The following is a 26,392-nucleotide window of genomic DNA, read 5'->3' on the forward strand; positions in this document are numbered from 1 at the left end:
CTACCTGTTGGCGTTGGCGAGGTGTTTTCGCAGGAAATTCTGGGTGCGCTCGTTATCGGGGTTGCGAAAGATCTTCTCCGGCGGCCCCTCTTCCACCACCACGCCCTGATCCATGAACAGAACCCGGTCGCAGACCGATTCCGCGAATCCCATCTCGTGCGTGACGATCACCATCGTCATGTGTTCCTCGGCCAGCTTCTTCATCACCAGGTTGACCTCCTCGACCAGTTCCGGGTCGAGCGCCGATGTCGCCTCGTCGAACAGCATCACCTTGGGTTTCATCGCCAGCGCGCGGGCAATCGCGACGCGCTGCTTCTGCCCACCCGACAGCCGCGACGGGTAATAGTCGATCCGGTCGATCATCCCGACCTTCTCCAGTTGCTCGCGCGCCAGTTCCTCGGCCTCGTCGTCCGACAGGCCCTTGAGCATCTTCGGCGCCAGCGTCACGTTCTCGCGCACCGACAGGTGCGGAAACAGGTTGAAGTGCTGAAACACCATGCCGATGTTCTGGCGCACCTGGTTGATGTGTTTCTCGTATTGCCGGTGCGGCAGCTTCTTGTTGATCTGCACATCCTCCAGCCAGACCTCGCCCGCGGTCAGCGGATCGAGGTCGTTGATCGCGCGCAACAGCGTCGACTTGCCCGAGCCGGACGGGCCGATGATCGCGACGATCTGGCCGCGGTTCACCCGCAGGCTGATGTCTTTCAGGACCTCGAGCTTGCCATAGCTTTTCTTGGCGTTGCGGATGTCGAGAAAGGGTTTCTCGTCGGTCATGCTGCTCCCTCCGGCCTAGCGCGCGGCCTGGATGCGGCGCTCGATCCGGCGCAGCACCCATTCCATGCCAAGGTTGATGACGTAATAGAACGCCGCCGCGACGACGTAGAATTCGAACGGTCGATAGGTGCGCCCGATGGCGCGCTGCGCCGACAGGGTCAGTTCCGACACCCCGATCACCGACACCAGCGCCGAGTCCTTCAGCAGCGCGATCATGTTGTTGCCGATCGGCGGGATCACGTCGCGCACCGCCTGCGGCACCACCACCTTGCGCAGCGCCTGCCCGCGCGACAGGCCAAGGGTGCGCGCCGCCTCCATCTGGCCACGGTCCACCGCGACGATCGCGGTCTGGATCAGTTCCGAGTTGTAGACCGCGAAATGCAGCCCCAGCCCGATCACCCCGGCGACGAAGGCCGGCAGGTCGATGCCCACCTGCACCAGCCCGAAATAGATCAGGAACAGTTGCAGCAAGAGCGGCGTGCCCATGAACAGCCATTCGAACAGGCGAAACGGCAACCGGATGATCCAGTGGGTATAAAGCGCGATGACGGCGAAGAAGATGCCGCCGAAAAAGCTCAGGATCGCGGCCCCGGCGGTGATGCCGATGGTCCACAGCACCCCCAGCAGGATGATGTCGAGGAACTTGGGAACGACCGAGAAATCAAGCCCCATGCCGGCCTCCTGTCTGCGCCCGCCCGCTCATACGATCCGCGCCCGGCGGTCGAGCCAGGCGATGCCGCGCCCGGTCACGTAGATGATCACCATGTAGAGAACCCCCGCCAGCAGGAACATTTCGAACGGCTTGTAGGTCGACCCGATGTAGCGCTGCGCCGTATAGGTCAGCTCGATCACCGAGATCGGCGCGACCAGCGCTGTGCCCTTGATCAGCGCGTTGATGTTGACGCCCAGGGGCCGGATCATCAGCCGCGCCGCCTGTGGCAGCACCACCTTGCGGAACGACTGCACCTGGCTCATCCCCAGGGTGCGCGCAGCCTCGCGCTGGCCCTTGTCGATGGCGATGATCGCGCCGCGGATGGTCTCGGTCATGTAGGCGCCGATATTGACCCCCAGCCCGATCACGCCCGCCGAGAACGCGTCAAGCTGGATGCCGATCTGCGGCCCGCCGAAGTAGAGGATGAAAAGCTGGATCAGCGCCGGCGTGCCCCGGATCACGCTGACATAGGCCGCCCCGATCCAGCGCAGCGCCGCGAACCGCGACAGCCGCGCCGCCGCGCCGAGCGAACCCATGATCAGCCCCAGGATGGTGGTCAGCACCGACAGCTCGATCGTGACCACCGCCGCCTTGAGGAAGAACGGGTAGACCCGCATCATCAGATCGACATCCATCGCCCCGCCCCTCTAGTGATGGTCCACGCGCTCGAGGATCGGCAGCGCGCGGATCTCGCGCACCAGCGCCGTGGTCTCCTCGATCGCGGCCTCCAGGAATTTGCGCCCGGTCTCGGCATCGGCCACCGTCGGATCGCCCATCGTGCCGTCGGGCGACACCGCCGACCACCAGCGCATCAGCATCGCCCGTCCCCCGCCGCGCGCCAGGTCGAGGTTGAAGAACCGGCTGTCGGGATCATGCAGGTTCTGCGCCGCCGCCTTGCCCAGGTCGACATGCTCGGGGTGCAGATGCAGATACATCGCCGCCTCGAACTCGCCGGCATGCGCGATGCCGCCGGTCTCGGACTTGCGATGTTCGTTGATCCGCTCGGAACACAGGTTCCAGTAGCTTGCCGACACGCAGATCACCCCGGTTTCGATCACCGTCTTGCGCGCGGCAAGGTCCAGCACCGGGTGGTTGGAGCCATGCGAATTCAACAGCAGAATACGCCGGAACCCGTGATGCGCCAGCGACCGGGTGATGTCGCAGACAAAGGCGATCAGCGTTTCCGGCCCGATCCAGATCACGCCGGGGAAATCCTTGTGATGCTCGTTGAAGCCATAAGGCACCGGCGGCATCACCAGCACCTCCTCGGGCGCCGCCGCCGCCACGCCATTGGCCACCGCCATGCCCAGCACCGTGTCGGTATCGAGCGGCATGTGCGGCCCGTGGTCCTCGGTCGCCGAGACGTTCAGGATCACGACCCGATCCTTGTCGATGTCGCGCACCTCTTGCCAGGTCAGCTTGGCGTAGTCGGTCGTCGTCATGTCGTGAAAATCCAAAACGAGGCCCGCCGACCGTGGCCGGCGGGCCGAAGCTGCATCAGCGGATGTCGGCGCCGATCCATTCCATCGCGATCTCGGTATAGGTGCCGTCTTCCATCATCGCGTCGAGCGCCTCCTGCATCGCGGCGGCCAGGTCGGGGTTGCCCTCGCGGATGGCGAAGCCGGCGCCGAATTCCTCGGTCTCGAACTCGATGGTGTCGTATTCCTGACCCTTCTCGTTCATCGCGAGAATCGCGGCGATCGAATCGTTCACGATCGCGTCGACACGCCCGTTCTCGAGCTCCAGCAGCAATTCCGGCAGCCCCTTGTAGGTGCGCACCTTCCAGCCGCGTTCGCGCGCCCATTCCTCGTGGGTCTCGCCCAGCGTCACGCCGATCTCGGCATCGGCAAGCTGGTCGATCGAGGTGAACTCGCTGCCGGGCTGGGTGAAGATCGCCCGCTTGGTGGTGTAATAGGGGCCGACGAAATCGACCACCTCGTCGCGCTCCTCGGTGATCGTCATCGAGCCGATCACAGTGTCATACTTGTTGGCCAGCAGCCCGCCGATGATGCCGTCCCACGCGGTCGTCACGATCTCGGCCTCGACGCCCATCCGCCGGGCGATTTCCTTGCCGATCGAGGGGTCGAAGCCGACCACCTCGTTCTGGTCGTTGACGAAGTTGAACGGCGGGTAGGCGCCGCTCATCGCGATGCGGATCACGCCGCGTTCCTTGATCGCCTCAAGTTCGTCGGCAAAAGCGCCCGAGGCGAACCCCAGCCCGGTCACCGCCGCGATGCCGGCCGTCGCCAGCGTCTTCACAATCGTCCTGCGCAAAACCATGTCTCTCTCCCATGTCGGTCGCTTGCGTTTCCTCCGACCATGCGCCGGTTCGCCCGAAGGCCCGGCGCACGCTCTGGCGAAACGCTTGCATGCGGCGGTGCATCATGCAAATAGATATGAGAAATCGAGAATATAGATTTGATCTATGCTGCGCCCCTATGAACACCGTTTCCCCTGGAACCTCGACTGGAATCTCCTGCGCACCTTCATGGTCGTGGTCGAACAGCGCAGCATCTCGCGGGCGGCGGATTTTCTCGGCCTGAAACAGCCCACTGTCAGCGCCGCACTGAAACGGCTGGAGGACAGCGTCGGACAGGTGCTTATCGAACGACGGCCCAACCGCTTCCGCGTCACCCGCGCCGGCGAGGTGCTGTTTTCCGAATGCAGCACGATCTTCGGCACCGTGTCGCAACTGCCCGCGCTGATGCAGGCCGGCGCCGACACCCTCAGCGGCCATATCTCGCTGGTGATGACCAGCCACGTGGTCTCGCCGCATCTCGACGCGGTGCTGGCCGACTTCGCCCAGCGCCACCGCGACGTGACCTTCTCGGTGGTGGTGGCCGAAAGCGGCGAGGTGCTCAAGCTGATCGAACAGAACCGCGCCGCCTTCGGCATCTGCCTCATCAACCGCCAGCCCCGGCACCTGCACGCGCCGGTCCTCTGCCGCGAGTTCTTCGCGCTCTATTGCGGCGCCAAGCACCGGCTGTTCGGCAAGGCCCGCATCGCGCTGGCCGACCTGGCGGGCGAACCGTCGGTGGCGTTTCACACCGAGGTCGAGGGCGGGCCGCTGCAATCGGTCAACCGGCTGCGCGAACGGGCGCGCCTGGCCCCCGGCCCGCGCGGCGTGTCCGCCAACCTGCCCGAGGTGCGCCGCATGATCGTCGCCAACATCGGCATCGGCGCGCTGCCGGTGCATGTGGCGGCGCGCGACGTGGGCCTGGGCCTGCTGCGCCAACTGCCGCCGCACGACCGTCTGCCGGCGATCGACATCCACCTTGTCACCAACCCCCGCCGGCAGATGTCCGCGCCCGAGGCCGCGCTGAACGCCGCCTTCACCGATCTGATCGACGGCGAGAGCCTGGCCGCCCGCACCTACGGCGTTTCTGCGCCACTCTGACTTTTGATCAAATTCCCTCTGGCATCTCCGCGCCAAATCTGCCACCGGTGCCAAAGTCCTTCCCACCATCCCGGAGACAGACATGCAGGACATGACGGAACCCATATTCGACATCGCGGTGATCGGCGGCGGCATGGCCGGCGCTTCGGTCGCTGCCGAACTGGCGCCGCACGCTCGCGTCGTGCTGATCGAACGCGAGAGCCAGCCGGGCTATCACACCACCGGGCGCTCGGCCGCGATTGCGGTGCCGACCTATGGCCCGGCGCCGATCCGGGCACTGACCCGGGCGTCGGATGCCTTCTTTCACAACCCGCCCGCCGGGTTTTCCGACCACCCGCTGTTCTCGCCGCGCCACATCGTGATGGTGGCCCGCGAAGACCAGATCGCGGAGCTCGATGCGCTGGTCGAAGAGGTCGGCGACCGCGCCAGCCTGCAGCGGCTCGACGCCGCCGAACTCAAGGCCGCCTGCCCGCTGCTGCGCGACGGCTACGGCGCGGCCGGCCTGCTCGACACCACCGGCAACGACATCGACGTGGCCAGCCTGCACCAGGGCTATCTGCGCGGGCTGAAGGCGGCGGGCGGCGAGGTGCGCACGCGCACCGAGGTCGCCGGTCTGATGCGCGACGGCGACAGCTGGCGGGTCGAGACCTCGACCGGCCCGATCCATGCGCACATCGTGGTCAACGCCGCCGGCGCCTGGGCCGGCGTGGTCGGCGCGATGGCCGGGGCCGAGGATATCGGGCTGATCCCGAAACGGCGCACCGCCACCGTGATCGCCGCGCCCGATGGCACCGAGGTGCACGCCCTGCCGATGACCATCGACATCGACGAGCAGTTCTATCTCAAGCCCGATGCCGGGCGGCTGCTGATCTCGCCCGCCGACGAAACCCCGGACGTGCCCGGCGACGTGCAGCCCGAAGAGCTTGACGTGGCGATCTGCGTCGACCGGATCGAGACCGCGTTCGAGATCCAGGTGCGCCGGATCGAGAACAAGTGGGCCGGCCTGCGCAGCTTCGTCGCCGACAAAAGCCCGGTGGCCGGGTTCTCCGACCGGACGCCTGGTTTCTACTGGCTGGCCGGCCAGGGCGGCTACGGCATCCAGTCGGCCCCGGCGCTGGCGCGCTTTGCCGCGGCCCAGGTTCTCGGCCGCGACGTGCCCGCCGACATCCTCGACCAGGGGCTCGAGGTCTCCGACCTCGCGCCCGCGCGGCTCGCCACCGCCTGACACGGGGGGGCCATACATCAGCGCATGGCCCCGCTCACCCCGACAGGGCACCGCCGTCGACAAGCTGCACCTCGCCCGTGACGAACCCGGCCTCGGGCGAGGCCAGCCACAGGTAGGCCCCCGCCAGCAGTTCCGGCGGCGCGCCCATCTCGAAACCCTCCAGCTTGACCGGATGGATGCTCAGCCCGTCCTTGGCCCCCTCGACCGGCGGCAGCCCCCGCGCGATGCCGGTCGCCACCCGCCCCGGCGCGACCGCGTTGACCCGCACGCCCCGGTGGGCGAACTCCGAGGCCAGCGACTTGGTCAGCGTGATGACGCCGCCCTTGGCGCTGGCATAGGGCGCGGCATAGGCGATGCCGCCGATCCCCGCCGTCGAGGCGGTGTTGACGAGGCAGCCCCTGCTTTCGATCAACGCGGGCAGCGTGACGCGGCAAATCTCCGCGATGCTGGTCAGGTTGATCTGCAGGATAAGCGCCCAGTCCTCGGGCGTGGTTTCGGTGAAATGCGCGCGGCGATAGATGCCCGCGACATTGGCCACCACGTCCAGCCCGTCCCTGGCAGCCTCGGCCCCCATGCGCGCGCTGTCGCCGGGTTTCCCCGCGTCATAGGTCAGGATCTCGGCCCCCTCGATCCCGGCGGCGACCTCCGCCAGCCCGCCCTCGTTGATATCGGCCAGCACCAGACGCGCGCCCTCGGCGGCGAAGGCCGTGGCCACCGCCCGCCCGATCCCCGCGGCGGCCCCCGTCACCAGCACGCGTTTACTTTCAAATCGTCCCATGCTCATGTCCCCTTTCGCGGCGTGTAGCCGTCGCATTCGATGATCGGCAGATGCGTCCAGTTCTTGCCGTCCGGCAGGCGCATCCACGCCCCCGCCGCCAGCGCGCCGCCATCGACCACGATGGTCTGCCCGGTGACCCAGCCCGACAGGTCCGAGGCCAGAAACAGCGCGGCGCCAGCGGAGTCCGACCCCTCGCCAAAGCGTCCGATGGGGAACCACCGCTTGAGGTAGTCGCGGTTCTCCGGCGGCACGCGCGGGGTGGCGGTGATCTGGGCCGTGTTGGTGGTCTCGGGCGCCACCGCGTTGACGCGGATGTTGTCCTGCCCAAGCTCGACGGCCAGGCTTTGCGTGAAGCCGGTGATCGCCGCGTTGAAGGCGGAATAAACGGTGCAAAGCGGGATGCCCCGGAACGCCTCGACGGTCGAGATGTTGACGATACTGCCGCCGCCTGATGCCTTCATCAGCGGGATCGCGGCGCGGCTGACAAGGAACATGTGCAGCAGGTTGACGCGGTAGAGGTCGTCCCATTCCGCCTCCGTCGAGTCGACGAAATAGCTGCGATACCCAAGGAAATCGCCGACATTGTTGACCAGAACGTCAAGCCGCCCGAACGTCGCCTCGACCTCACTCATCACCCGTTTCACATCCGCGCCCTCGCGCACATCCGCCTCGCAGACCAGCGCCTCGACGCCTGCATCCTCCAGTGTCTTGCGCACATCGGCGGCCCGCGCCGGGTCGATCTCGGCCACCGCCACGCGCATCCCGGCGCGCCCGAACAGCTCCGCCGTGGCCCGCCCGATCCCGGCGCCCCCGCCGGTGATCAGCGCGACCTTGCCCGACAGCCCGAGGATGGAAAGCTCGTCCGTCATGCCCCGCCCCCCGCGATCTCGACCACTTCGCGCACCGCGCGGGCCACGTCGCTCCGGGTATAGCCCAGCATCGCCGTCTCGCCCGCATCCGGCTCATAGGCCAGCACGTTGCCGCGCCCCTGAACGATGAAACGGTCGGGCAGCAACGGGTGCTCCGCGTCGCGCTCCTCCAGCGTCACGCGGCTGCCCACCGCGTCGAACACGAGCTGGAAGAAGTCGCGGTAGCTCAGGTTCTCGTCCCCGATCAGGTAGGCCTTGCCGCTTTCGGCGCCCAGAAGCGCGCCCTCGATGGCCTCGGACAGCGAGCGCACCGACATGTAGTTCGTCCCCCCCGGCGGCGCCCATGCGCCGATCTCGGGCATCTTGCCGCGGCCCCAGGCGGCGAGGGTCTCGTAGCGTTTGGCCGGAATGCCCGGAATGGCCCCGACGATCGACGGCGGGTTCAGGGTCGAGACATTGAAGCCGTCGCGCGCCAGCGCCCGCGCGCCTTCGTCGGCCAGCATGCGGGCGCGGACGTAGAGGTCGGTTTCGGCGATGTCGGGGCGGACCTGGTGGTAGTAGCTGCCAAGCTGCACGAAGCGCGGCACCCCGGCGGCGCGCACCTTTTCGGCAAAGGTCGGAACCCCGGTGATCTGGGTCTTGTCCCAGAACGCGGCCTCGTCGTCGTCGGGGGTGATGTGGCGAATGTCGTTGCCTGCGGCGAACACCACGGCATCGAACCCGGCCAGGTCATCGGGCGAAAACCCGCCCTCGGTGTAATCGCCGATCAGCACCGGCATGTTCTGCATCGGCGTGCCGGGGGCGGCGGGCTTGCGCGCGCCCAGCGTCACCGCATGCCCCCTGGCCAGCAGATGCTGCGCCGCGTGACCGCCGATCATGCCGGTGCCACCGACGATCAGAATATTCATTTTCATCGTGTATCTCTCCCGTCCTTTGACCGGAGCATCCCCCGCCCCGGCCGCCGCTGCATCGTCCGTTCCGACGAGACCGGCGGGCGGGCGCGCGCATCATAGTCCCATCGGACGATGCGCCCGCCCCGGCCGCGCCGCACCCTTTCGCCGGTGGAAAAAGCGCCCCGATATCACCCGCGGGCGCGATAACGGGAGGAAACCGACATGAAGAAACTACTGGCAACCGCGGCGCTGGCCGCGCTCGCGACCGGCGCGGCGCAGGCAGGCGACGGCGTCGTCAAGATCGGCGTTCTGAACGACCAGAGCACGTCGTTCTCGGCGCTGGGCGGCTCGGAGGTGGTCGAGGCGGTGCAACTGGCCATCGCCGATTTCGGCGGCGAGGCCCTGGGCCAGCCGATCGAATTCGTCTTTGCCGACCACCAGAACAAGCCCGACGTGGCGCTGTCGATCGCGCGCGAATGGCTCGACCGCGATGGCGTCGACGTGATCATGGACGTGGCCAACTCGGCGATCTCGCTGGGCATCAACACCCTGATCGGGGAAAACCCGGACGCGATGGGCCTGTTCATCTCGCCCCTGACAGACCGCATGACCGAGGCCGACTGCAACGGCCGGGTGATGGCCTGGGCCTATGACGCCTATTCCACGGTCGGCACCGCGGTGAACGCGCAGTTGGAACAGGGGTTGAAGAAGTTCTTCATCCTGTCGCCCGACTACGAGGCCGGCAAGGTGATGACAAGCTGGGTCGAGACCGCCGTGACCGAAGGCGGCGGCGAGGTCGTGGGCACCGTCGCGGCGCCGCTCGGCACCACCGACTTCTCGTCCTTCATCCTGCAGGCGCAGGCGTCGGGCGCCGAGGTGATCCAGCTCAACCTGAATGGCTCCGAGTTGATCAACGCGCTGAAGCAGATCCAGGAATTCGGCCTGATCTCGATGGGCCAGAAGGTCGCCGTGACCTTCCTGCACCAGTCCGACGCGCGCTCGATCGGGGCCGAGGCGCTGGCGGGCATCCAGTTCGCGGCACCGTGGTTCTGGAACCAGGACGAAGAGTCGCGTGAGTTTGCCATGCGGATGAAAGAGATCACCGGCAACGCGCCGGGCTGGGTCGCCGCCGGCAACTACTCTGCCGCGACCGCCTATCTGCGCGCCGTGGAAGAGGCCGGGACCGACGACGCCGACGCCGTGGTCGCCGCGATGCAGACCCTCGATCTCGACGATCTGTTCGTGAAGAACGGCACCCTCTACCCGAACGGGCGGCTGATCCACGACATGTATCTGCTCGAGGTGCAGGCGCCCGAGGACATCGAGGAGGATCAGGACTACTTCAAGCTGGTCGCCACCGTGCCCGCGGACGTGGCGTTCCAGCCGCTGTCGGCCTCGACCTGCCCGCTGGTCGCCCAGTAGGCGCCTGACCGACGGCACGCAAAGCTGTGGCTCCCGCGCGACGGGGGCCACAGGCTCACCGCACGCCAAATCCGAGGACGACGATGGCCGGCTACCTGGTTTTCGATATCGAGATCACCGACCCCGAGGCCTGGCAGCACTACCGCGAGGTGGCCGGGCCGGTGATGGCCGCCAGCGGTGGCGAGTTCCTGGTGCAAAGCGCCGGGATCGAGCCGCTGGAAGGCGGCTGGCACCCGGCCAGCCTGTCGGTGGTCGCCTTTCCCAGCGCCGAGGCGGCGCGCGCGTTCTACCATTCCGATGCGTATCAGGCGCTCTTGCCGCTGCGCGAAGCTGCCGCGATATCGCGCGGCGTTCTGGTCACCGGCGCGTGACGGGGGGCATGATGACCACGGACACGATCATCCAGACACGCGGCCTGACCAAGCGTTTCGGCGGCTTTGCCGCGGTCAACGGCGTCGACCTCGACGTGGCGCGGCATTCGCTGCACGCGCTGATCGGCCCGAACGGGGCCGGCAAGACCACGGTGTTCAACCTGGTCTCGAAGTTCCTTGCGCCCAGCGAGGGCACGATCACCTACAACGGCCAGGACATCACCCGCGAAAAACCCGCCCAGGTGGCGCGGCGCGGCATGGTGCGGTCGTTCCAGATTTCCGCGATCTTCCCGCGCATGACGGTGGCCGAGAACGTGCGTATCGCGTTGCAGCGGCCCACCGGCTTTTCGTTCTCGTTCTGGCGCGGCGAAAAGGTGCTGACCGCGCTCGAGGACCGGGTCGACGAATTGCTCACCTCGGTCGGGCTGATCGAGTGGCGAAACCGCACCGCGACCGAGCTGTCCTATGGCCGCAAGCGCGCGCTGGAGTTCGCCACCACGCTGGCGCTCGACCCCGAGTTGATGCTGCTGGATGAGCCGATGGCGGGTCTCGGGCAGGAAGACGTGCACCGGATCAGCGACTTGATCCGCCAGATTCGCCCCAATCGCACCATCCTGATGGTCGAGCACAACCTCGCCGTGGTCGCCGACCTCGCCGACCGGATCACGGTTCTGGCGCGCGGCGAAGTGCTGGCCGAGGGGGATTATGAAAGCATCGCCGCCAACGACGCGGTGATCGAAGCCTATATCGGGGGCGACATTGACTGACACGCCACTTTTGACCGTCTCCGACCTCAACGCCTGGTATGGCGAGAGCAAGGCGTTGCACGGCATGAATTTCGAGGTGCGCAAGGGCGAATGCGTGTCGCTCCTGGGCCGCAACGGGGCCGGCAAATCGACCACCCTGCGCGCCATCATGGGGCTGATGGGACGCGCCACCGGCTCGATCCGCCACCGCGGCGACGAGATCCTTGGCCGCCCGACCGAGCGCATCGCCCGGCGCGGCATCGCCTGGTGCCCCGAGGAGCGCGGCATCTTCGCCAGCCTCACGGTGGCCGAGAACCTGCACCTGCCCCCCGTGGTCGCCCCCGGCGGCATGACCGAGGACGAGGTGCTGACGCTGTTTCCCAACCTCAAGGAACGCTGGCGCAGTTCCGGCGCCAAGCTGTCGGGGGGCGAACAGCAGATGTTGGCGATCGCACGCATCCTGCGCTCGGGCGCCGACCTTCTGCTGCTCGACGAGCCGACCGAGGGGCTGGCGCCGGTGATCATCCAGCAGATCGCCACCGTGGTTCATGCCCTCAAGGACCGGGGCTTTACCGTGCTGCTGGTCGAACAGAATTACCGCTTCGCGGCCAGGCTGGCCGACCGGCACTACGTGGTCGAGCACGGCCAGGTCATCGACCAGATGAGCCGCACCGACATGGACGAGAACGCCGACCGCATCATCGCTTATCTGAAGGCCTGACATGATCGAATTCCTTGGCATACACCCCGGCCTTTTGTTCGGACAGGTCCTGATCGGCCTGATCAACGGGCTGTTCTACGCGATGATGAGCATGGGCGTCGCGATCATCTTCGGCATGCTGCGCATCGGCAACTTCGTGCATGGCGCGCAATACATGCTGGGGGCGTTCGCGGCCTGGGCGCTTCTGAACCTGCCCGATCTGTTTCCCGGGCTGGGCCTGCCATCGCTGAACTACTGGTGGGCGCTGGTGCTGGTGCCGCTGGGCGTGGCCGCCACCGGGGCGCTCACCGAGCGGCTGTTCGTGCGCCGCGTCTACAACCTCGAACACGCCTACGGACTGCTTTTGACGGTCGGGCTGGCGCTGGTGATCGAGGGCATGTTCAACCTGTGGTTCGGCGCAGCCGGGCAACAATACGGGGTGCCCGACGCACTCAAGGGCGGCCTCAACCTCGGCTTCATGTTCCTGCCGATCTACCGCATCTGGGTGATCGTGGCCGCCCTTGCCGTCTGCATCGGCACCTGGGCGGTGATCGAGCGCACGCCGCTGGGCGCCTACCTGCGCGCGGCGACGGAAAACCCCGACCTGGTGCGCGCCTTCGGCATCAACGTGCCGCGCATGCTGATGCTGACCTATGCCTTCGGCGTGGGCCTTGCGGGCCTCACCGGCGTGATGGCCGCGCCGATCTACCAGGTCAGCCCGCAGATGGGCCAGTCGATCATCATCACCATCTTCGCGGTCGTGGTGATCGGCGGCATGGGCTCGATCGCGGGCGCCATCGTCAGCGGCATCGGCCTGGGCGTGATCGAGGGCCTGACCAAGGTATTCTGGCCCGAAGCCTCGTCGACCGTGATCTTCGTGATCATGGCGCTGGTGCTGGTGCTGCGTCCGCAGGGCCTGTTCGGCAAGGAAACCCAGGCCCATTCCGGCACCGACATCTCGGTCAGCCGGCGCGAGAGCATCCTCGAGAACGGGCGCATCTGGCTGCCGGTGCTCACGGTCTTCGGCGGCGCCATCCTGCCCTTCATCGTCTACCCGGTGTTCGCGATGAAGATCCTGTGCCTGGCGCTGTTCGCGCTCGCCTACAACCTGGTGTTCGGCTACGTGGGCCTCCTGGCCTTCGGCCATGCCGCCTTCTACGGCGCCTCGGCCTACGGGGCCGCGCATGTCGCCGCGGTCTGGGGCTGGCCGCCGGAACTGGCGCTGCTCGCCGGCGTCGCCCTTGCCACGGCCATCGGCGCGCTGTTCGGGTGGCTCGCGATCCGCCGGCAGGGGCTTTACTTCGCGATGATCACCCTGGCGCTGGCGCAGATCGTGGTGTTCTACGCGGTGCAGGCAAGCTGGACCCATGGCGAGGACGGCATCCAGTCGGTGCCGCGCGGCACGCTCTTCGGCCTGATCGACCTGGGCGACACGATGAACATGTATTACTTCGTGCTGGCGGTGTTCCTGATCGGCTTCGGCTTCATCTACCGGCTGCTGCGCTCGCCCTTCGGACAGGTGCTGAAGGCGATCCGCGAGAACGAACAGCGCGCCATCTCGCTGGGCTATTCCACCTCGCAGTTCAAGCTGGTCGCCTTCACCCTGTCGGCGATGCTGGCGGGGCTGGCGGGCGGGACCAAGGCGCTGGTGTTCCAGATCGCCTCGCTGGCCGATCTGCATTTCATGACCTCGGCGGATGCGCTCCTGATGACGCTGATCGGGGGCGTGGGCACGCTGCTCGGCCCGATCGTGGGCGCGGTGATCGTGGTCACGCTGCAGCGCGAGTTCGCGGGCTACGGCGCCTGGGTGATCGTGATCCAGGGCGCGGCCTTCGTGTTCTTCGTGCTGTTCCTGCGCAAGGGCGTGATCGGCTCGCTCGAGGACTGGCTGGGCCGGCGCGCCGACCGCAAGCGCGAGGCCGGATGATGCCCGGCGCGGCCATCGTCATCGGCGCGGGGCCGGGGCTTGGGCTGTCGCTGATCCGGCGTTTCGCGCGCGAGGGGCTGTCGGTCGGCTTCGTGGCACGCCGCGCCGAAGCGGTGGCGGGGTATCAGCGCGCGCTGGACGCCGAGGGGCTGGACACGCTGGGGCTGGTCGCCGACGCCGCCGACCCGGAGAGCCTGCGCGCCGCGCTCGATGAGCTGCAAAGCCGCCACGGCGCGCCGAAACTCGCCGTCTACAACGCCGCCATCATCGAGCCGTCGCGCTTTGTCACCCCCTCGGGCATCGACGAGGCGCGCTATGCCGACGCCCCGGGCTGGCGCGCGCGCGGCGAACCGATGGACGAGGATGCTCTGGTCGAGAGCTTTCGCGCCAACGTGGCCGGCGCGCTGACACTCGCCCGTCACGTCACGCCCGACATGATCGCGCGCCGGCGCGGCACCCTGATCCTGACCGGCGGCGTGCTGGCCTTCGGGCCGTGGATCGAATGGGCCGGCGTGTCGCTGGGCAAGGCGGCGCTGCGCAGCCTCGGGCATTCGCTGGCGCTGGAACTGGCGCCGAAAGGCGTGCAGGTGGCGACCGTGGCGATCCACGGGACGATGGCCAGGGGCACGCCCTACGACCCCGACCTGGTGGCGGGTGCCTACTGGGAGATCCACCGCCGCCCGGCGCCGGACTGGACGCCAGACGTTCATTTCAAGGCCGACGAGGCCGACGGCGCCGACCCCGACCGATAGGGCTGCGCCCCGCGCGGGTCTATCCCGGCAGGGTGTCTGGGTCTCGGTCGCTCACATACTCACAAGGGGTAAAGTGGCGGGCCCGCCTTTGGGCAAGTGTTCCTTCGCCGGGCGCAGAGCCTCGCCTGCACCTTCATCAGGTGGTCTTAGGTGTCCCGGCTGCCTCTTGTCCGGTTTTGATATGCCGGGGTCGAGGCACGGATACCACTTTCGTGCACGCGAAAGGTTATCGCAGGAAAAGGTTAACGGGCGCGAAACCCTGCGTGCGTTGCGTGATCCTGGCCGGTCAACCCAAGCGAGATGATCCGCGTCCCCGGATCGCACCTCGGTGGCCGTGGGTGCGCGTGGCGGTCATACGGTCCAGATCCGGTCAGCCGGGATGTGGCGCCGCGCGATGCGGTCACAGCCGCCGGGCGAGGTCCGGCGCGGTGAGGAACGTGGTGAGCGCGGAGACGGCTGCCGCCATGTCCGGCGGCGCGGCGAACTCGTCGGGGTGGTGGCTGAGGCCGTCGCGGCAGCGCACGAACAGCATCGCGACCGGGCAGAGATCGGCCATCGCCGAGGCGTCATGGGTGGCACCCGAGGGCAGGCTTGGCGCGGCTTTGCCGGTTGTCGCGCTCACCGCCGCCGCGAGCCGGTCGGACAAGGCCGGATCGCATGGCGTCGCCGCCTGCGCATAGCTGCGCTGCATGTCGAGGCCAAGGCCACCCGAAGCCGCCATCTGCCGCGCAAAGGCGGTGAGTGCCGCGCCTGCCGCTTCGCGGACCGCGTCATCGGGCGCGCGCAGTTCGACCGTCATGCGCACCTCGCGCGGCACCGCGTTGACCGCGCCGGGGGCGAGGGCAAGCGTGCCGACGGTTCCGAGCAGGCCCGGGGTGTCGCGCGCCAGCCGGTCGACCTCGGTGACCAGCGCAGCCGCCCCTACCAGCGCATCGCGGCGCAGGGCCATCGGCAAGGTTCCGGCATGCCCGGTCTCGCCGGTCAGCACGACTCCGTGCCGCTCGATGCCGCAGATCGCGGTGACCACGCCCAGGGCCGCGCCGCTGCGCTCCAGCACCGGACCCTGCTCGATATGAACCTCGAGATAGCCCAGCACGCTCGCCGGATCGCGGGTGAGGCCGGGCAGCGCGTCGGGGTCGAGACCGAAGCCGGTCATCGCCGTGCGCAGCGGCACGCCGTCGGCGTCGGCCATGTCGAGCACACCGGGATCGAAGGTGCCGGCAAGGGCGCGCGGGCCGATCAGGGCGGTCGGGAAGCGGACGCCTTCTTCGTCGGCAAAGGCCATGACCTCGACCGCGAAGGGCAGCGCGATGCCCCGGTCGCGCAGCGCCTCTACCGCCAGGATCGGCAGCACGACGCCCATCGCCCCGTCAAACGCCCCGCCCTCGCGCACGCTGTCCTGGTGCGACCCGAGGATCAGGGTCGGCGCGCCGGGCGGACCTTCCAGCCGACCGATCAGCGTGCCGGCGGCGTCGAGATGCACGGCAAGGCCAGCGGCCTGCATCTGCCCGGTGAGAAGGTCGAGCGCGCGTCTGTGTTCGGGGGTGAACGGCAGGCGGGTGACGCCGGGGCCGGGGGCGGAACAGGCGGCGAGTGCCGCAAGCCGGTCCGCGGCCTCCTGACCGATGTCAGCCGGCATAGGTGCGCTCCGGGTCGTCAAGGCAAGGCACCTGCGCCGCCCAGTCGGCGTAGGGGCCGGAGGTGGCGCGGGTCAGCAGGTCGTCCAGCGCGGTAAGCGGCGCGCCGGCATGGTCCACCCGCAGCGTCAGCGGCGCATGCGCCGGCGACAGCACCAGCAGCGCCGCCGACTGAAGCCCGCGCGAATCGCTGCCCGCCGCGTCGGCGGCCTTCAGCGCGGCAAGCAGGCGTTGCGAGAAGCTGCCGGAGGCGTCGAGAAAGCCCGCGACCAGCGCCTCGATCACCGCGCTGTCCGCCAGCATGTTGCCCGCCGCCACGCCGCCGTCGAACAGCCGCTGGGCCATCGCGGGCGTGTTGTCGTCGCCGGTGAAGGCCGCGCCCGGCCCGGCGGGCGGCAGGGCGGCAAGCTGGCGCTGGGCTCTGCCCCTGTCGGCCGCAACCACGGCGTTCACGGCCGCATCGGCGCCCTGCCCTTCGGCCATCCGCGCCAGCACATCCTCGCCCCAGAAGGTCGAGGGCGCCTTGCCCTGGCTGGCCGACATGCCGCCGGACAGCGCGCCCCTGAGCACCCAGCCACCGACGCAGAGCGACCCGGTCGCCGCCGCGCCGCCGATGGCCCCCGTTTCGGGGTCGCGGGCAAGAAGTGAAAAGGTCATGGCAGCTCCGAGGTTCGATCCCTGCTATCTATCATGATAAATTGACCGATGCAATTAATCATGATAATTAGCGGCGACCTGAACCAACTGGGAGAGACTCACATGAAACCCTTCGAATGGAGCCGCCGGGGCCTGATCGCCGCCGTGTTCGGCGCCGCGGTGGCCACCGGCCTGGCCGCGCCGGCCGTGTCCCAGACCCCACCCGGCGTGCTGATCGTCGGCCAGATCGCCGAGCCGAAGTCGCTCGACCCGGCGGCGGTGACGGCGGTCAACGACTTTCGCATCCTCGTGAACCTCTACGAGGGGCTGTTGCGGTATGCGCCGGGCACGCTGGAAGTGGCGCCGGCGCTGGCGACCGACTGGGAGGTGTCCGAGGACGGCACCGAATACACCTTTACCCTGCGCGAGGGCGTCACCTTTCACGACGGCACCCCGTTCAACGCCGATGCGGTGAAGTTCAATTTCGACCGGATGCTGAACGAGGATCACCCCTACCATGACACCGGGCCGTTCCCGCTGGCCTTCTTCTTCTCGGCGGTGCAGTCGACCGAGGTGATCGACGACATGACGGTGAAGTTCACCCTCGATGCGCCCTATGCGCCGTTCCTGTCGAACCTCGCCTATCCGACCGGCCTGATGGTGTCGCCCGCCGCGGTGGAAGCCAGCGGCGCCGACTTCGGCCGCAACCCGGTCGGCACCGGCCCGTTCAAGTTCGCCGAGTGGCGCTCGAACGAGGCGGTGGTGATCGAGAAGAACCCCGACTACTGGGGCGAGCCTGCTGGCACCGACGCGGTCGTTTTCCGCCCGATCACAGATGCCAACACCCGCGTGGCCGAAATGCTCGCCGGGGGCATCGACATGATGGTCGAAGTGCCGCCCACCGCGCTGTCGGAGTTCCAGGGCGAGGCGTTCCGCGTGGTCGAACAGGCCGGGCCGCACCTGTGGTTCCTGATCCTGAACGCCAAGGAAGGCCCGTTCGCCGACAAGCTGGTGCGTCAGGCCGCGAACTACGCGATCAACAAGGAAGCGATCGTGAACGACGTGCTCGAGGGCACCGCCGACGTGGCCGCCGGGCCGATCCCGCCCGCCTTTGCCTGGGCTTATGACGAAAGCCTCGATCCCTACCCCTACGACCCCGAGAAGGCCAGGGCGCTGCTGGCCGAGGCCGGTGTGGCCGAGGGCACCGAGGTTGTGTTCTACGTCACCGAGGGCGGGTCGGGCATGCTTGACCCGGTGCCGATGGGCACCGCGATCCAGGCCGATCTGAACGCGGTCGGTCTTGACGTGAAGATCGAGACCTACGAGTGGAACACCTTCCTTGGCGAAGTGAACCCCGGGCTCGAGGGCAAGGCCGACATGGCCGAGATGGCATGGATGACCAACGACCCCGACACGCTGCCGTTCCTCGCGCTGCGCACCGCGGCCTGGCCGGATGCCGGGTTCAACTCGGGCTACTACTCCAACCCGGAGGTCGATGCGCTGCTCGAGCAGGCCCGCGTCGCCACCAGCCAGGACGAGCGCGCCGAGCTTTACCGCGAGATGCAGCGGATCGTCCATGACGACGCGCCCTGGGTCTTCGTCGCCAACTGGAAGCAGAACGCGGTGACCTCGGACAAGGTCGAGAATTTCTCGCTGGAGCCGTCGTTCCTGTTGATGCTGAGCGACGTGGTCAAGAACTGACGGGTTTCGGGCCGCCTTCGGGCGGCCCGACCCAGGCGGGGGCGCTGCCCCCACACCCCCGAGGTATTTTCCGAGCGTAGAAACAGGTAATCCATTCAAGGACACCGGAGCGGGGGAGCGCGATGGGCGCCCATATCCTGAAACGACTGATCTCGGCCATTCCGGTGCTGCTCGGCATCACCGTGATCGTCTTTCTGATCATGGCGATGATCCCCGGCGACCCCGCCACGGCGATCCTGGGCAGCTATGCGACCCCTGAGAACGTGGAAAAGCTCAACCGCGACCTCGGCCTCGACAAGCCCCTCGTCACGCGCTACTTCATCTGGCTCGGCAACATGCTGAGCGGCGGTTTTGGCCGCTCGTTCAGCCTGAACCGGCCCGTGATCGACGAGATCCTCGACCGCTTCAACGCCACCCTGATCCTTGCAGGCGTCAGCTTCGTGCTGTGCACGCTGCTCGGCATCCTCGCCGGCGTCGTCTCGGCGGCGCGGCAATACGGGCTGGCCGACAAGGCGATCACCTTCACCGTGCTGATCGGCATCTCGGTGCCGTCGTTCTTTCTTGGCATGATGATGATCCTCGTCTTCGCGGTGAACCTGCGGCTCCTGCCGGTCTCGGGGATGTATGCGATCTATGGCGGCGGCGATCTCATCGACCTCGCGCGGCATCTGGTGATGCCGGCGCTGGCGCTCGCGGTGGTGGCGACCGGGGTGATCGCGCGGCTGTCGCGCTCGGCGATGCTCGAGGTGCTGCGCCAGGACTACATCCGCACCGCACGCGCCAAGGGCGTGCATGAGCGCCGCGTCATCATGGGCCACGCGCTGCGCGCGGCGATGGTCTCGATCATTCCGGTGCTGGGCATCCAGGCGGGTTTCGTGCTGTCCGGCTCGGTCTATATCGAGATCGTGTTCCAGTGGCCCGGCGTGGGCCGGATGCTGGTCGACGCGATCCTGAAACGCGACATCCTTCTGGTGCAGGGCGGCGTGGTCTTCGTGGCGGCGGCATACGTGTTCTTCAACATCGCCGTCGACGTGGCGCAGTCGCTGCTCGACCCGAGGATCAAGACGTGACGACGTTCCTGAAACTCCTGTTTCGCAACCGGCTGGCCGCGCTGGGCGCGGTGGTGCTGGGGGCGATCGTGCTGCTCGCGCTGGTCACGCCGCTGTTGCCGCTGGCCGACCCGGACGTGACCGCCACCGGCGACCGGTTCATGCGGCCGTTCACCGAGGGGCACCTGCTGGGCACCGATCACCTGGGGCGCGATCTGCTGTCGCGGCTGCTCTGGGGCACACGGCTCAGCCTTGCCGTGGGCATCGCCGCGGCGCTGGTCGCCGGCACCATCGGCTCGGCGATCGGTATCGTCGCGGGCTATTTCGGCGGCCGGATCGACAACGTCATCATGCGCGGCGTCGACATGCTGATGGCCTTTCCCTACATCCTCCTGGCGCTGGCCATCGTCGCGGCGCTGGGCCCCGGCCTGCTCAACGCGCTGATCGCGGTGGCGGCGGTGAACATCCCGTTCTTCGCGCGCAACATCCGCGGCGTGACCGTGGGGCTGGCGGGGCGCGAGTTCATCGACGCCGCCCGGTTGGCCGGAATGGGGCATGGCCGCATCATCCTGACCGAGCTTCTTCCCAACGTCGCCTCGACCATCGTGATCGCGATGTCGACCACGGTGGGCTGGATGATCCTCGAGACCGCCGGGCTGTCGTTCCTCGGCCTTGGCAGCCAGCCGCCGGTGGCCGACCTCGGCTCGATGCTGGGCGAGGCGCGGGCGGCGCTGATCACCAACCCGCATACCTCGGTGGTGCCGGGCGTGATGATCTTCCTGATCGTCATGAGCATCAACCTGCTGGGCGACGGGGTGCGCGACGCGCTCGACCCGCGGCTGAGGTCCGGCGCGCTGACCCGGCCGCGCGCGGTGACGCTGGTGGACCGCAAGGGGCAGGTGCCGGAGGCGGATCAGAAGGGTCTTCTCAACATCCAGTCGCTGGAGACGCAGTTCCACGTCGGCCCGCGCATCTTTCGCGCCGTGAACGAGGTGTCCTTGCATCTGAACCCCGGCGAGGCGCTGGGGATCATCGGCGAGAGCGGCTCGGGCAAGTCGGTGACCGCGCTGTCGGTCATGGGCCTCGTCGCCTCGCCGCCCGGCGTGATCACCGGCGGCGCCGTGCGCTACGCGGGCGAGGATCTGCTGTCGGCCGACTACCGCAGCCTGCGCCAGAAGCGCGGCAACAACGTGGCCTATATCTTTCAGGACCCGCTTTCGACGCTGCATCCGCTCTACCGGGTGGGCGACCAGCTGACCGAGGCGATCCAGGCGCATCACGCCGTGCCCGACGCCACGGCGCGGGCGCGGGCGGTGGAACTGTTGAAGGACGTGCGCATCCCCAACGCCGAGGCGCGGGTGCGCGACTATCCGCACCAGTTGTCGGGCGGCATGCGGCAGCGCGTGGGTATCGCGATGGCGTTGGCGAACGATCCCGATGTCATCATCGCGGATGAGCCGACCACCGCGCTCGATGTCACGGTGCAGGCGCAGATTCTCGCGCTGCTCGACGATCTGAGGCGCGACCGTGGCCTTGCGATCATCTTCATCACCCATGATTTCGGCGTCGTCGGGCAGCTTTGCGACCGGGTGGCGGTGATGTATGGCGGGCGCATCGTCGAGGAGGGGCCGACCGCGACCATCCTGTCGCATCCCGCGCATCCCTATACGAAAAAGCTCATGGCTTGCGTGCCCGAGCTTGGCGGCGGCAAGCGCGAATTGGCCGCGATACCGGGCCTGCCCCCGGTGGTGTCGGACCTGCCGCCGGGTTGCGCCTTCGCGCCGCGCTGCGACAAGGCGACGGAGGCCTGCCGCGTGGGCGAGATCGGGTTCACAGGCAGCGACACCCACCGGGTGCGCTGCATCCATCCCGAGGAGGTGCTGGCATGACCGCGCTCAAGGTGACGGACCTGTCCAAGACCTTCGTGGTCGGCGGTGGCCTGTTGCGCAAGCCGGGTGCGGTGCGCGCGGTGCGGCCGATGTCCTTCGAGGTGGCGACCGGCGAGACGCTGGGGATCGTCGGGGAATCGGGCTGTGGCAAGTCCACGCTGGCGCGGATGCTGGTGGGGCTGAACGCGCCCACCACCGGGCAGATCGAGATCGCCGGCAAGCCGCTCGACAATGCCGACCCGGCGGCCTTCGGCAAGCTGATCCAGTATGTCTTTCAGGACCCGGTGTCCTCGCTCAACCCGCGCAAGTCGATCCGCCAGATCATGGAGGCGCCGCTGAAGTGGCTGCACCGGATGGACCGCGCCGCGCGCACCGCGCGCATCGCCGAGATCTTCGCCAGCGTGAACCTGCGCGAGGAGTTCCTCGACCGCTATCCGCACGAGTTTTCCGGCGGCCAGGCCCAGCGCATCGGGGTGGCGCGCGCGCTTGCCGCCGCGCCGCGCATCATGGTGCTGGACGAGCCGGTTTCGGCGCTGGATGTCTCGGTGCAGGCGCAGGTGCTGAACCTCTTGGCCGATCTGCGCGGGCAGTTCGACCTCACCTATCTGTTCATCAGCCACGACCTTGCCGTGGTCGAGGCGGTGAGCGACCGGATCATGGTGCTGTATTTCGGCGCGGTGGTGGAGATCGGACCGGCGAGGGAGGTTTTCAAAACCCCGCGCCATCCTTATACCAAGCTGCTCGCGGACAGCGCGCCGGTGGTCGGCCGCCCCCTGACCGCGCCCGAGCAGAAGGACAGCGAATTGCCCGACCCGTTGAACCCGCCCCCCGGCTGCGCCTTTGCCGGGCGCTGTCCGCGCGCCACAGACATCTGCGTCAAGGTGGAGCCCGACCTCAGACCGCTTGGAGAGCATCAACTTGCCGCCTGCCACCACCCCCTCGACTGATCCCGCGCCCTCGCGCCTGTCACGCCCGACCCGCGTGGCCGAGGCGATCAAGGACTGGATCGTCCAGGCCCATTTCGGGGCCGGCGACCGGCTGCCGAGCGAGCCGGAGCTGATCGAACGCTTCGGCATGTCCAAGGGCACGATCCGCGAGGCGATGCGCATCCTCGAAGCGCAGGGGCTGGTGAAAAGCCGCACCGGCCCCGGCGGCGGCACCTTCGTGCACGAGGTCTCGAAGGAACGCGCGCGGGCGCTTTTGGGCAACTACTTCTACTTCAAGGATCTGACGATCCGCGACATCTATCAATTGCGCCGGGTGCTGGAGCCGGAACTGGCGGCGGCGCTGGCCGGCAATCTTCCCGAGGCGGTGCTGGGCCGGCTCGAGGCGATCATCGGCGAATACGACGCCCCCGCGCAGGATGTCGAGGAGGAACGCGAACAGCACGTCGCCTCGCTCCGGTTTCACGCGCTGCTGGCCGAGCAGGCCGACAATGCGCTCTTGGGCTTTCTGATCGACTTCATGGTCAACATGCTTTCGGACCTCACCGTCTATCGCAAGCTCTATGAGCCTCCCAACCTCGAGCTTTGGCGGCGCGGCCGGGCGTTCCAGCTCCAACTCGTCGAGGCGCTGCGCACCGGCGACGCCGACACGGCCCGGCGGGTCATGCGCGACCACATGGAAACCGCGCAAAAGCTGATGGAGGCGCAGGAGGCCGAGATGCAGCGCCGGTTCATCTCGGAGTAGCGCGCGGCCCCCCGTTGCCCTGAAGGCTGCGGCCCGATCGCCGGGGCTTGCGGCCCTGTCCCGACGCCATGCGGCAAAATGTCGTGAGATTTTTCGGAACCCTCCAGCACTGGAAGGGCGTTTCCCTCTTATCCGGGCCCATGACCGGCCCAACCGAAAGAGCGAGAGGACGATCATGTCATATTGGAGATTTGCCGCAATGATCGCGACCTCGACGGTCGTGATGTTCATCCTGATGTATCTCAACACCTACCTTTGGGCGCATGTGTTCTGGTCCGAGACGCGCGCCTACATGGCGCTGCTGATGGGCGCGACGATGGCGATCGTGATGCTGGCGTTCATGCTGTCGATGTATTCCAAGAAGACGATCAACGCCGTGATCTTCGTGGGCGCGGCGGTGGTGTTCGCCGGCTCGCTCTGGCTGGTGCGCAGCCAGACGACGGTGGCCGATACCAGCTACATGCGCGCCATGATCCCGCACCATTCGATCGCCATCATGACCTCGAGCCGCGCCAATATCGAAGACGCGCGCGTGCGCAAGCTGGCCGACGAGATCATCTATGCCCAGGACAAGGAAATCGCCGAAATGCGCTATCTCGTGAACGAGATCGAAGCCTCCGGCGTGACCGCCCGGCGCGATGCACCGGCCCCGGGCGAGATCGTGAGCCTTGAAGACGCCCTGTCCACCGCCGAGGTCGCGGTGCTCGACCCGGGCTTCATGTCCGAGGCGGAAATCGCCCGGCTGTTCCCTGCCGGTGCCGCCTGCACCTTCTCCTACACCTCGGACAGCCCCGCGGTTCTGGCCGTCGGTTCGGCGGATGACGGCTGGGCGGGGCTGGTGAAGCTCAGCGGCGACCTTGTCCGCCTCGGTGTCCCGTCGGACGGCGACGTTGCCGCCGGCGTCACGACGCAGGACGACGGCATCACCGTTGAGGTGAGCGCCCCGGGCGGCGGCCCCCTGAACGCGAGCGGCACCACGCAGGAGGCCGACCTGACCCTTGAGCTGGAGGCCGGGCTGTCCGCCGGTTTCCGCGGCTACTACCGCTGCGGGGCGTAAGGCGCACGGGGCGCGCGCGCTGCCGGTCCGCTCACCGCGTGCCCTGCGGTGCGTGACTGGCCAGCGGCAGACGCACGCAAGCCTCGAACCCTGACGCCCGGCCCGGGCGTGGCGAATGCAGCACGAGGTCGGCCCCCACCCCCGTCGCGATGGCGCTGACGATGGCAAGGCCAAGGCCGCTGCCGCGCTGCGCCGATCCGGCGCGCTCGAACCGGTTGGTGAGGCGCGCGAGGGTCTCGGGCGGCAGGACGGGCGCGTCATTGGCAACGCACAACATGCCCGCTTCGCTCAGCGTCACCTCGACCGGGGCGGCCTCATCGCCGTGGCGCAGGGCGTTTTCGATCAGGTTCGTGCACAGGATGCCGAAGGCATCGGGGTCAAGGTCGGACATCACCGGCTCCTCCGGCAGCGTCAGCCGAAGCCGGTCGGGCACCCCCTGCCGCTGCCGCTCATCGACCAGCAGACGCAGGATCGGGCGCAGATCGGCGGCATGGTCCAGCCGCAGCCGCCCGCCCTCGGCGCGCGCCAGTTGCATCAGCCGTTCCGACAGGCGGGTCAGGCGTTTGAGCGTCGCCTCGATCTCGCCCGCGCGCGCCCGGGCGTCGGGATCGCCGGTTTCCGACATCAGCCGCTGGGCCTGCGCGATGGCCCCGGCCAGCGGCGTGCGCAATTCATGCGCGGCATTGGCGGCAAAACTGCGCTCGGCATCGAATGCCGACCTGAGCCGCGCCAGCACGGTATTGAGCGAGGCCGCCAGCGGGGCAAGCTCAGCCGGCAGGTCGTCCGCCGACACCGGCGACAGATCGTTGGCGGTGCGCCCGCCAAGCTCGGCGCGAAACCGCCTGAGCGGCGACAGGCTTGTGCGGACCGCGACCACGATCAAGAGCAGGGTCAGCGGAACCACCACCAGAAGCGGCAGCAGCAGCCCCATCCGGGTCTCGCCCAGCGCCGCGGCGCGGTAGGCCAGCGGCTCGGCCACGGTGATCCGCACGGTGCCGCGCAAGGTCTCCTCGCTGTAAAAGCGATAGGACGCATCCTGGGCAAAACCGGGTCCGGCCCAGGCGGGAAACACCGACGGGTCGGCGGCGTGCGATTGCAGCACGACATGGCCATCGCCATCGCGCACGATGTAGGTGAAATGCTCCTCGTGGGTGCGAAGTGCTGCCAGCCGCTGGACGGCGTGATCCTCGTCGCGCCCGATGATGTCGACCACGGCCAGCGGCAGGATGCGCTGCGCCGTTTCCTGAAGCGCCGAGTCGAACACCTCGTCCATCTCGTGGCGCAGCAAAGCCCCCGTCATCGCCGCGGCGGCCAGCCAGAGCACCGTCAGCAACGCGCCCAGCGACAGCGCCAGACGCCCCTGAAGGCTGCGCGGCAGGGTCATGGCGTGCCCAGCCGATAGCCCAGGCCGCGTTCGGTCGTGATGATCTCGGGCCCCAGTTTCTTGCGCAGGCGGCTGACATGAACCTCGATGGTGTTGCTGCCTATGTCGTCCTCGAAGGCATAGAGCTTGCCTTCAAGCTGCGCCTTGGACAGCAACTGGCCGGGGCGGGTGAGAAACGCCTCGAACAGCGCCCATTCGCGCGCCGTCAACTGCACCGGCCTGCCGTCGCGATGCACCGTGCGGGCCGCCAGGTCGATGTCCAGCGCGCCATGGCTGACGATCGGGTTCGGGTTGCCCGCATAGCGCCGCGCGACCGAGCCGATGCGCGCCGACAGCTCGTCCAGGTCGACGGGTTTGACCAGGTAATCGTCGGCCCCCGCGTTCAGCCCTTCGATCCGGTCCGACACCTGGTCGAGCGCGGTCAGGATGATGACCGGCGTGACATCGCCGCGCCCGCGCAGGCGCTTGAGAAACCCGATGCCGCGACCGTCCGGCAACATCAGGTCGAGCAGCACAAGGTCATAGGCCGCCGCCGCCATCGCGTCGCCCGCCGCATCCAGCCGCGTGACCCAGTCGACGGATTGCCCGTCGCCGGTGATCTGGTCGCGCACCGCGGGGCCGAGAACGGTGTCGTCTTCGATCAAGAGGATGCGCATGGTGTCTCCTTGCAGGCCGCCGGGACGGGGCGCGCGTGGCCGCCTTGTCGGCCCCCGGTCTGACATGCACCTGACGGCCCGGGCGCATGGCCGTCAGCTTGCCGTCAGGTTGGCGTGCGAACAAGAGC

General features: G+C 68.0%; 26 protein-coding genes and 1 pseudogene. 15 read left to right on the forward strand and 12 right to left on the reverse strand.

Going from position 1 to position 26,392, the window contains the following annotated elements:
• From FVF75_RS03045 to FVF75_RS03065, 5 genes are read right to left on the reverse strand one after another with little or no spacing between them, the layout of a single operon-like run.
• The gene (locus FVF75_RS03045; RefSeq protein ID WP_148376262.1) at window positions 1–774 is read right to left on the reverse strand and encodes an amino acid ABC transporter ATP-binding protein; all 774 of its coding nucleotides are present in this window, start codon (window positions 772–774) and stop codon (window positions 1–3) included.
• Window positions 775–789: 15 nt separating this feature from the next.
• Window positions 790–1,446: an amino acid ABC transporter permease gene (locus FVF75_RS03050; RefSeq protein WP_148376263.1), complete on the reverse strand. Its 657-nt coding sequence runs from the start codon at window positions 1,444–1,446 to the stop codon at window positions 790–792.
• 27 nt (window positions 1,447–1,473) lie between these two features.
• Window positions 1,474–2,121: an amino acid ABC transporter permease gene (locus tag FVF75_RS03055; protein ID WP_148376264.1), complete on the reverse strand. Its 648-nt coding sequence runs from the start codon at window positions 2,119–2,121 to the stop codon at window positions 1,474–1,476.
• 12 nt (window positions 2,122–2,133) lie between these two features.
• Window positions 2,134–2,928 (reverse strand): creatininase family protein, encoded by a 795-nt coding sequence (locus tag FVF75_RS03060; RefSeq protein WP_148376265.1) that lies wholly within the window; start codon window positions 2,926–2,928, stop codon window positions 2,134–2,136.
• 55 nt (window positions 2,929–2,983) lie between these two features.
• Window positions 2,984–3,766, reverse strand: a complete 783-nt coding sequence (locus FVF75_RS03065) for a transporter substrate-binding domain-containing protein (RefSeq protein WP_148376266.1) — start codon at window positions 3,764–3,766, stop codon at window positions 2,984–2,986.
• A 145-nt stretch (window positions 3,767–3,911) separates the two neighbouring features.
• Between FVF75_RS03065 and FVF75_RS03070 the strand changes: the two genes are divergently transcribed.
• Window positions 3,912–4,883: a LysR family transcriptional regulator gene (locus FVF75_RS03070; RefSeq protein WP_148376267.1), complete on the forward strand. Its 972-nt coding sequence runs from the start codon at window positions 3,912–3,914 to the stop codon at window positions 4,881–4,883.
• Window positions 4,884–4,965: 82 nt separating this feature from the next.
• Window positions 4,966–6,108: an NAD(P)/FAD-dependent oxidoreductase gene (locus FVF75_RS03075; RefSeq protein WP_148376268.1), complete on the forward strand. Its 1,143-nt coding sequence runs from the start codon at window positions 4,966–4,968 to the stop codon at window positions 6,106–6,108.
• A 34-nt stretch (window positions 6,109–6,142) separates the two neighbouring features.
• Here FVF75_RS03075 and FVF75_RS03080 read toward each other — a convergent pair whose 3' ends face one another.
• From FVF75_RS03080 to FVF75_RS03090, 3 genes are read right to left on the reverse strand one after another with little or no spacing between them, the layout of a single operon-like run.
• A complete protein-coding gene (locus FVF75_RS03080; protein ID WP_187392954.1) occupies window positions 6,143–6,886 on the reverse strand; it encodes an SDR family NAD(P)-dependent oxidoreductase in 744 nt (247 codons plus the stop codon).
• A 2-nt stretch (window positions 6,887–6,888) separates the two neighbouring features.
• Window positions 6,889–7,755 carry an SDR family NAD(P)-dependent oxidoreductase gene (locus FVF75_RS03085; protein WP_187392955.1) on the reverse strand — a complete coding sequence of 289 codons (867 nt, stop codon included), beginning with the start codon at window positions 7,753–7,755 and terminating at the stop codon, window positions 6,889–6,891.
• Window positions 7,752–8,669, reverse strand: a complete 918-nt coding sequence (locus FVF75_RS03090; RefSeq protein ID WP_246137979.1) for an NAD-dependent epimerase/dehydratase family protein — start codon at window positions 8,667–8,669, stop codon at window positions 7,752–7,754. Before FVF75_RS03090 ends, FVF75_RS03085 begins: the two co-directional genes overlap by 4 nt.
• A 201-nt stretch (window positions 8,670–8,870) precedes the next feature.
• On the opposite strand from FVF75_RS03090, the gene FVF75_RS03095 reads away from it, so the two are divergent.
• From FVF75_RS03095 to FVF75_RS03120, 7 genes and pseudogenes are all read left to right on the forward strand, one after another.
• Window positions 8,871–10,070: an ABC transporter substrate-binding protein gene (locus FVF75_RS03095; protein WP_148376270.1), complete on the forward strand. Its 1,200-nt coding sequence runs from the start codon at window positions 8,871–8,873 to the stop codon at window positions 10,068–10,070.
• A gap of 83 nt (window positions 10,071–10,153) precedes the next feature.
• Complete coding sequence (locus FVF75_RS03100; RefSeq protein ID WP_148376271.1) at window positions 10,154–10,441, forward strand: DUF1330 domain-containing protein; 288 nt, start codon at window positions 10,154–10,156, stop codon at window positions 10,439–10,441.
• 11 nt (window positions 10,442–10,452) lie between these two features.
• Window positions 10,453–11,208 (forward strand): ABC transporter ATP-binding protein, encoded by a 756-nt coding sequence (locus tag FVF75_RS03105; protein WP_148376272.1) that lies wholly within the window; start codon window positions 10,453–10,455, stop codon window positions 11,206–11,208.
• 64 nt (window positions 11,209–11,272) lie between these two features.
• Window positions 11,273–11,908, forward strand: coding sequence for an ABC transporter ATP-binding protein (locus tag FVF75_RS03110; protein ID WP_148376470.1), 636 nt, complete (start codon window positions 11,273–11,275; stop codon window positions 11,906–11,908).
• Window position 11,909: 1 nt separating this feature from the next.
• A pseudogene (locus FVF75_RS17700) lies at window positions 11,910–12,818 on the forward strand (branched-chain amino acid ABC transporter permease); the annotation flags it as partial.
• Between the two features lie 135 nt (window positions 12,819–12,953).
• On the forward strand, window positions 12,954–13,814 hold the full coding sequence (locus tag FVF75_RS17705) for a branched-chain amino acid ABC transporter permease (RefSeq protein WP_246137992.1): 861 nt from the start codon (window positions 12,954–12,956) through the stop codon (window positions 13,812–13,814).
• Entirely contained in the window at window positions 13,814–14,566 is a 753-nt protein-coding gene (locus FVF75_RS03120; RefSeq protein ID WP_148376274.1) for an SDR family NAD(P)-dependent oxidoreductase, read from the forward strand. Before FVF75_RS17705 ends, FVF75_RS03120 begins: the two co-directional genes overlap by 1 nt.
• 400 nt (window positions 14,567–14,966) lie before the next feature.
• Here the strand turns inward: FVF75_RS03120 and FVF75_RS03125 are convergent, their stop codons facing one another.
• Entirely contained in the window at window positions 14,967–16,205 is a 1,239-nt protein-coding gene (locus tag FVF75_RS03125) for a M20 family metallo-hydrolase (protein ID WP_148376275.1), read from the reverse strand.
• Window positions 16,195–16,860: a DUF1028 domain-containing protein gene (locus tag FVF75_RS03130; RefSeq protein WP_148376276.1), complete on the reverse strand. Its 666-nt coding sequence runs from the start codon at window positions 16,858–16,860 to the stop codon at window positions 16,195–16,197. The genes FVF75_RS03125 and FVF75_RS03130 overlap by 11 nt, the downstream gene beginning before the upstream one ends.
• Before the next feature lie 102 nt (window positions 16,861–16,962).
• Here FVF75_RS03130 and FVF75_RS03135 point away from each other — a divergent pair, with 102 nt between their 5' ends.
• The 6 genes from FVF75_RS03135 to FVF75_RS03160 all read left to right on the forward strand — a co-directional run bounded on the left by FVF75_RS03135 (window position 16,963) and on the right by FVF75_RS03160 (window position 24,224).
• Window positions 16,963–18,540 carry an ABC transporter substrate-binding protein gene (locus FVF75_RS03135; RefSeq protein WP_148376277.1) on the forward strand — a complete coding sequence of 526 codons (1,578 nt, stop codon included), beginning with the start codon at window positions 16,963–16,965 and terminating at the stop codon, window positions 18,538–18,540.
• A 122-nt stretch (window positions 18,541–18,662) separates the two neighbouring features.
• Window positions 18,663–19,610 (forward strand): ABC transporter permease, encoded by a 948-nt coding sequence (locus tag FVF75_RS03140; protein WP_148376278.1) that lies wholly within the window; start codon window positions 18,663–18,665, stop codon window positions 19,608–19,610.
• Window positions 19,607–21,478: a dipeptide/oligopeptide/nickel ABC transporter permease/ATP-binding protein gene (locus FVF75_RS03145; protein ID WP_148376279.1), complete on the forward strand. Its 1,872-nt coding sequence runs from the start codon at window positions 19,607–19,609 to the stop codon at window positions 21,476–21,478. Before FVF75_RS03140 ends, FVF75_RS03145 begins: the two co-directional genes overlap by 4 nt.
• Entirely contained in the window at window positions 21,475–22,425 is a 951-nt protein-coding gene (locus FVF75_RS03150; protein WP_148376280.1) for an ABC transporter ATP-binding protein, read from the forward strand. The genes FVF75_RS03145 and FVF75_RS03150 overlap by 4 nt, the downstream gene beginning before the upstream one ends.
• Window positions 22,397–23,167: a FadR/GntR family transcriptional regulator gene (locus FVF75_RS03155; protein WP_148376281.1), complete on the forward strand. Its 771-nt coding sequence runs from the start codon at window positions 22,397–22,399 to the stop codon at window positions 23,165–23,167. Before FVF75_RS03150 ends, FVF75_RS03155 begins: the two co-directional genes overlap by 29 nt.
• 175 nt (window positions 23,168–23,342) lie before the next feature.
• A complete protein-coding gene (locus tag FVF75_RS03160; protein ID WP_148376282.1) occupies window positions 23,343–24,224 on the forward strand; it encodes a DUF305 domain-containing protein in 882 nt (293 codons plus the stop codon).
• Between the two features lie 31 nt (window positions 24,225–24,255).
• On the opposite strand, the gene FVF75_RS03165 is transcribed toward FVF75_RS03160, so the two are convergent.
• Both FVF75_RS03165 and FVF75_RS03170 read right to left on the reverse strand, forming a co-directional pair.
• The gene (locus FVF75_RS03165) at window positions 24,256–25,608 is read right to left on the reverse strand and encodes a sensor histidine kinase (protein WP_148376283.1); all 1,353 of its coding nucleotides are present in this window, start codon (window positions 25,606–25,608) and stop codon (window positions 24,256–24,258) included.
• The gene (locus FVF75_RS03170; protein WP_148376284.1) at window positions 25,605–26,264 is read right to left on the reverse strand and encodes a response regulator transcription factor; all 660 of its coding nucleotides are present in this window, start codon (window positions 26,262–26,264) and stop codon (window positions 25,605–25,607) included. Before FVF75_RS03170 ends, FVF75_RS03165 begins: the two co-directional genes overlap by 4 nt.
• Window positions 26,265–26,392: the final 128 nt, after the last annotated feature.

The organism is Maritimibacter fusiformis, from assembly GCF_008086115.1.
Lineage (GTDB): Bacteria > Pseudomonadota > Alphaproteobacteria > Rhodobacterales > Rhodobacteraceae > Muriiphilus > Muriiphilus fusiformis.

Excerpts from the sequence above, each read along its gene's own strand:
- FVF75_RS03065 (WP_148376266.1), bottom strand. The coding sequence starts at position 3,766 with ATGGTTTTGCGCAGGACGATTGTGAAGACGCTGGCGACGGCCGGCATC.
- FVF75_RS03050 (WP_148376263.1), bottom strand. The coding sequence starts at position 1,446 with ATGGGGCTTGATTTCTCGGTCGTTCCCAAGTTCCTCGACATCATCCTG.
- FVF75_RS03130 (WP_148376276.1), bottom strand. The coding sequence starts at position 16,860 with ATGACCTTTTCACTTCTTGCCCGCGACCCCGAAACGGGGGCCATCGGC.
- FVF75_RS03150 (WP_148376280.1), top strand. The coding sequence starts at position 21,475 with ATGACCGCGCTCAAGGTGACGGACCTGTCCAAGACCTTCGTGGTCGGC.
- FVF75_RS03135 (WP_148376277.1), top strand. The coding sequence starts at position 16,963 with ATGAAACCCTTCGAATGGAGCCGCCGGGGCCTGATCGCCGCCGTGTTC.
- FVF75_RS03100 (WP_148376271.1), top strand. The coding sequence starts at position 10,154 with ATGGCCGGCTACCTGGTTTTCGATATCGAGATCACCGACCCCGAGGCC.
- FVF75_RS03165 (WP_148376283.1), bottom strand. The coding sequence starts at position 25,608 with ATGACCCTGCCGCGCAGCCTTCAGGGGCGTCTGGCGCTGTCGCTGGGC.
- FVF75_RS03070 (WP_148376267.1), top strand. The coding sequence starts at position 3,912 with ATGCTGCGCCCCTATGAACACCGTTTCCCCTGGAACCTCGACTGGAAT.
- FVF75_RS17705 (WP_246137992.1), top strand. The coding sequence starts at position 12,954 with ATGAAGATCCTGTGCCTGGCGCTGTTCGCGCTCGCCTACAACCTGGTG.
- FVF75_RS03120 (WP_148376274.1), top strand. The coding sequence starts at position 13,814 with ATGCCCGGCGCGGCCATCGTCATCGGCGCGGGGCCGGGGCTTGGGCTG.
- FVF75_RS03090 (WP_246137979.1), bottom strand. The coding sequence starts at position 8,669 with ATGAAAATGAATATTCTGATCGTCGGTGGCACCGGCATGATCGGCGGT.
- FVF75_RS03080 (WP_187392954.1), bottom strand. The coding sequence starts at position 6,886 with ATGGGACGATTTGAAAGTAAACGCGTGCTGGTGACGGGGGCCGCCGCG.
- FVF75_RS03110 (WP_148376470.1), top strand. The coding sequence starts at position 11,273 with ATGAATTTCGAGGTGCGCAAGGGCGAATGCGTGTCGCTCCTGGGCCGC.
- FVF75_RS03105 (WP_148376272.1), top strand. The coding sequence starts at position 10,453 with ATGACCACGGACACGATCATCCAGACACGCGGCCTGACCAAGCGTTTC.
- FVF75_RS03095 (WP_148376270.1), top strand. The coding sequence starts at position 8,871 with ATGAAGAAACTACTGGCAACCGCGGCGCTGGCCGCGCTCGCGACCGGC.
- FVF75_RS03160 (WP_148376282.1), top strand. The coding sequence starts at position 23,343 with ATGTCATATTGGAGATTTGCCGCAATGATCGCGACCTCGACGGTCGTG.
- FVF75_RS03060 (WP_148376265.1), bottom strand. The coding sequence starts at position 2,928 with ATGACGACGACCGACTACGCCAAGCTGACCTGGCAAGAGGTGCGCGAC.
- FVF75_RS03140 (WP_148376278.1), top strand. The coding sequence starts at position 18,663 with ATGGGCGCCCATATCCTGAAACGACTGATCTCGGCCATTCCGGTGCTG.
- FVF75_RS03045 (WP_148376262.1), bottom strand. The coding sequence starts at position 774 with ATGACCGACGAGAAACCCTTTCTCGACATCCGCAACGCCAAGAAAAGC.
- FVF75_RS03055 (WP_148376264.1), bottom strand. The coding sequence starts at position 2,121 with ATGGATGTCGATCTGATGATGCGGGTCTACCCGTTCTTCCTCAAGGCG.
- FVF75_RS03170 (WP_148376284.1), bottom strand. The coding sequence starts at position 26,264 with ATGCGCATCCTCTTGATCGAAGACGACACCGTTCTCGGCCCCGCGGTG.
- FVF75_RS03125 (WP_148376275.1), bottom strand. The coding sequence starts at position 16,205 with ATGCCGGCTGACATCGGTCAGGAGGCCGCGGACCGGCTTGCGGCACTC.
- FVF75_RS03085 (WP_187392955.1), bottom strand. The coding sequence starts at position 7,755 with ATGACGGACGAGCTTTCCATCCTCGGGCTGTCGGGCAAGGTCGCGCTG.
- FVF75_RS03075 (WP_148376268.1), top strand. The coding sequence starts at position 4,966 with ATGCAGGACATGACGGAACCCATATTCGACATCGCGGTGATCGGCGGC.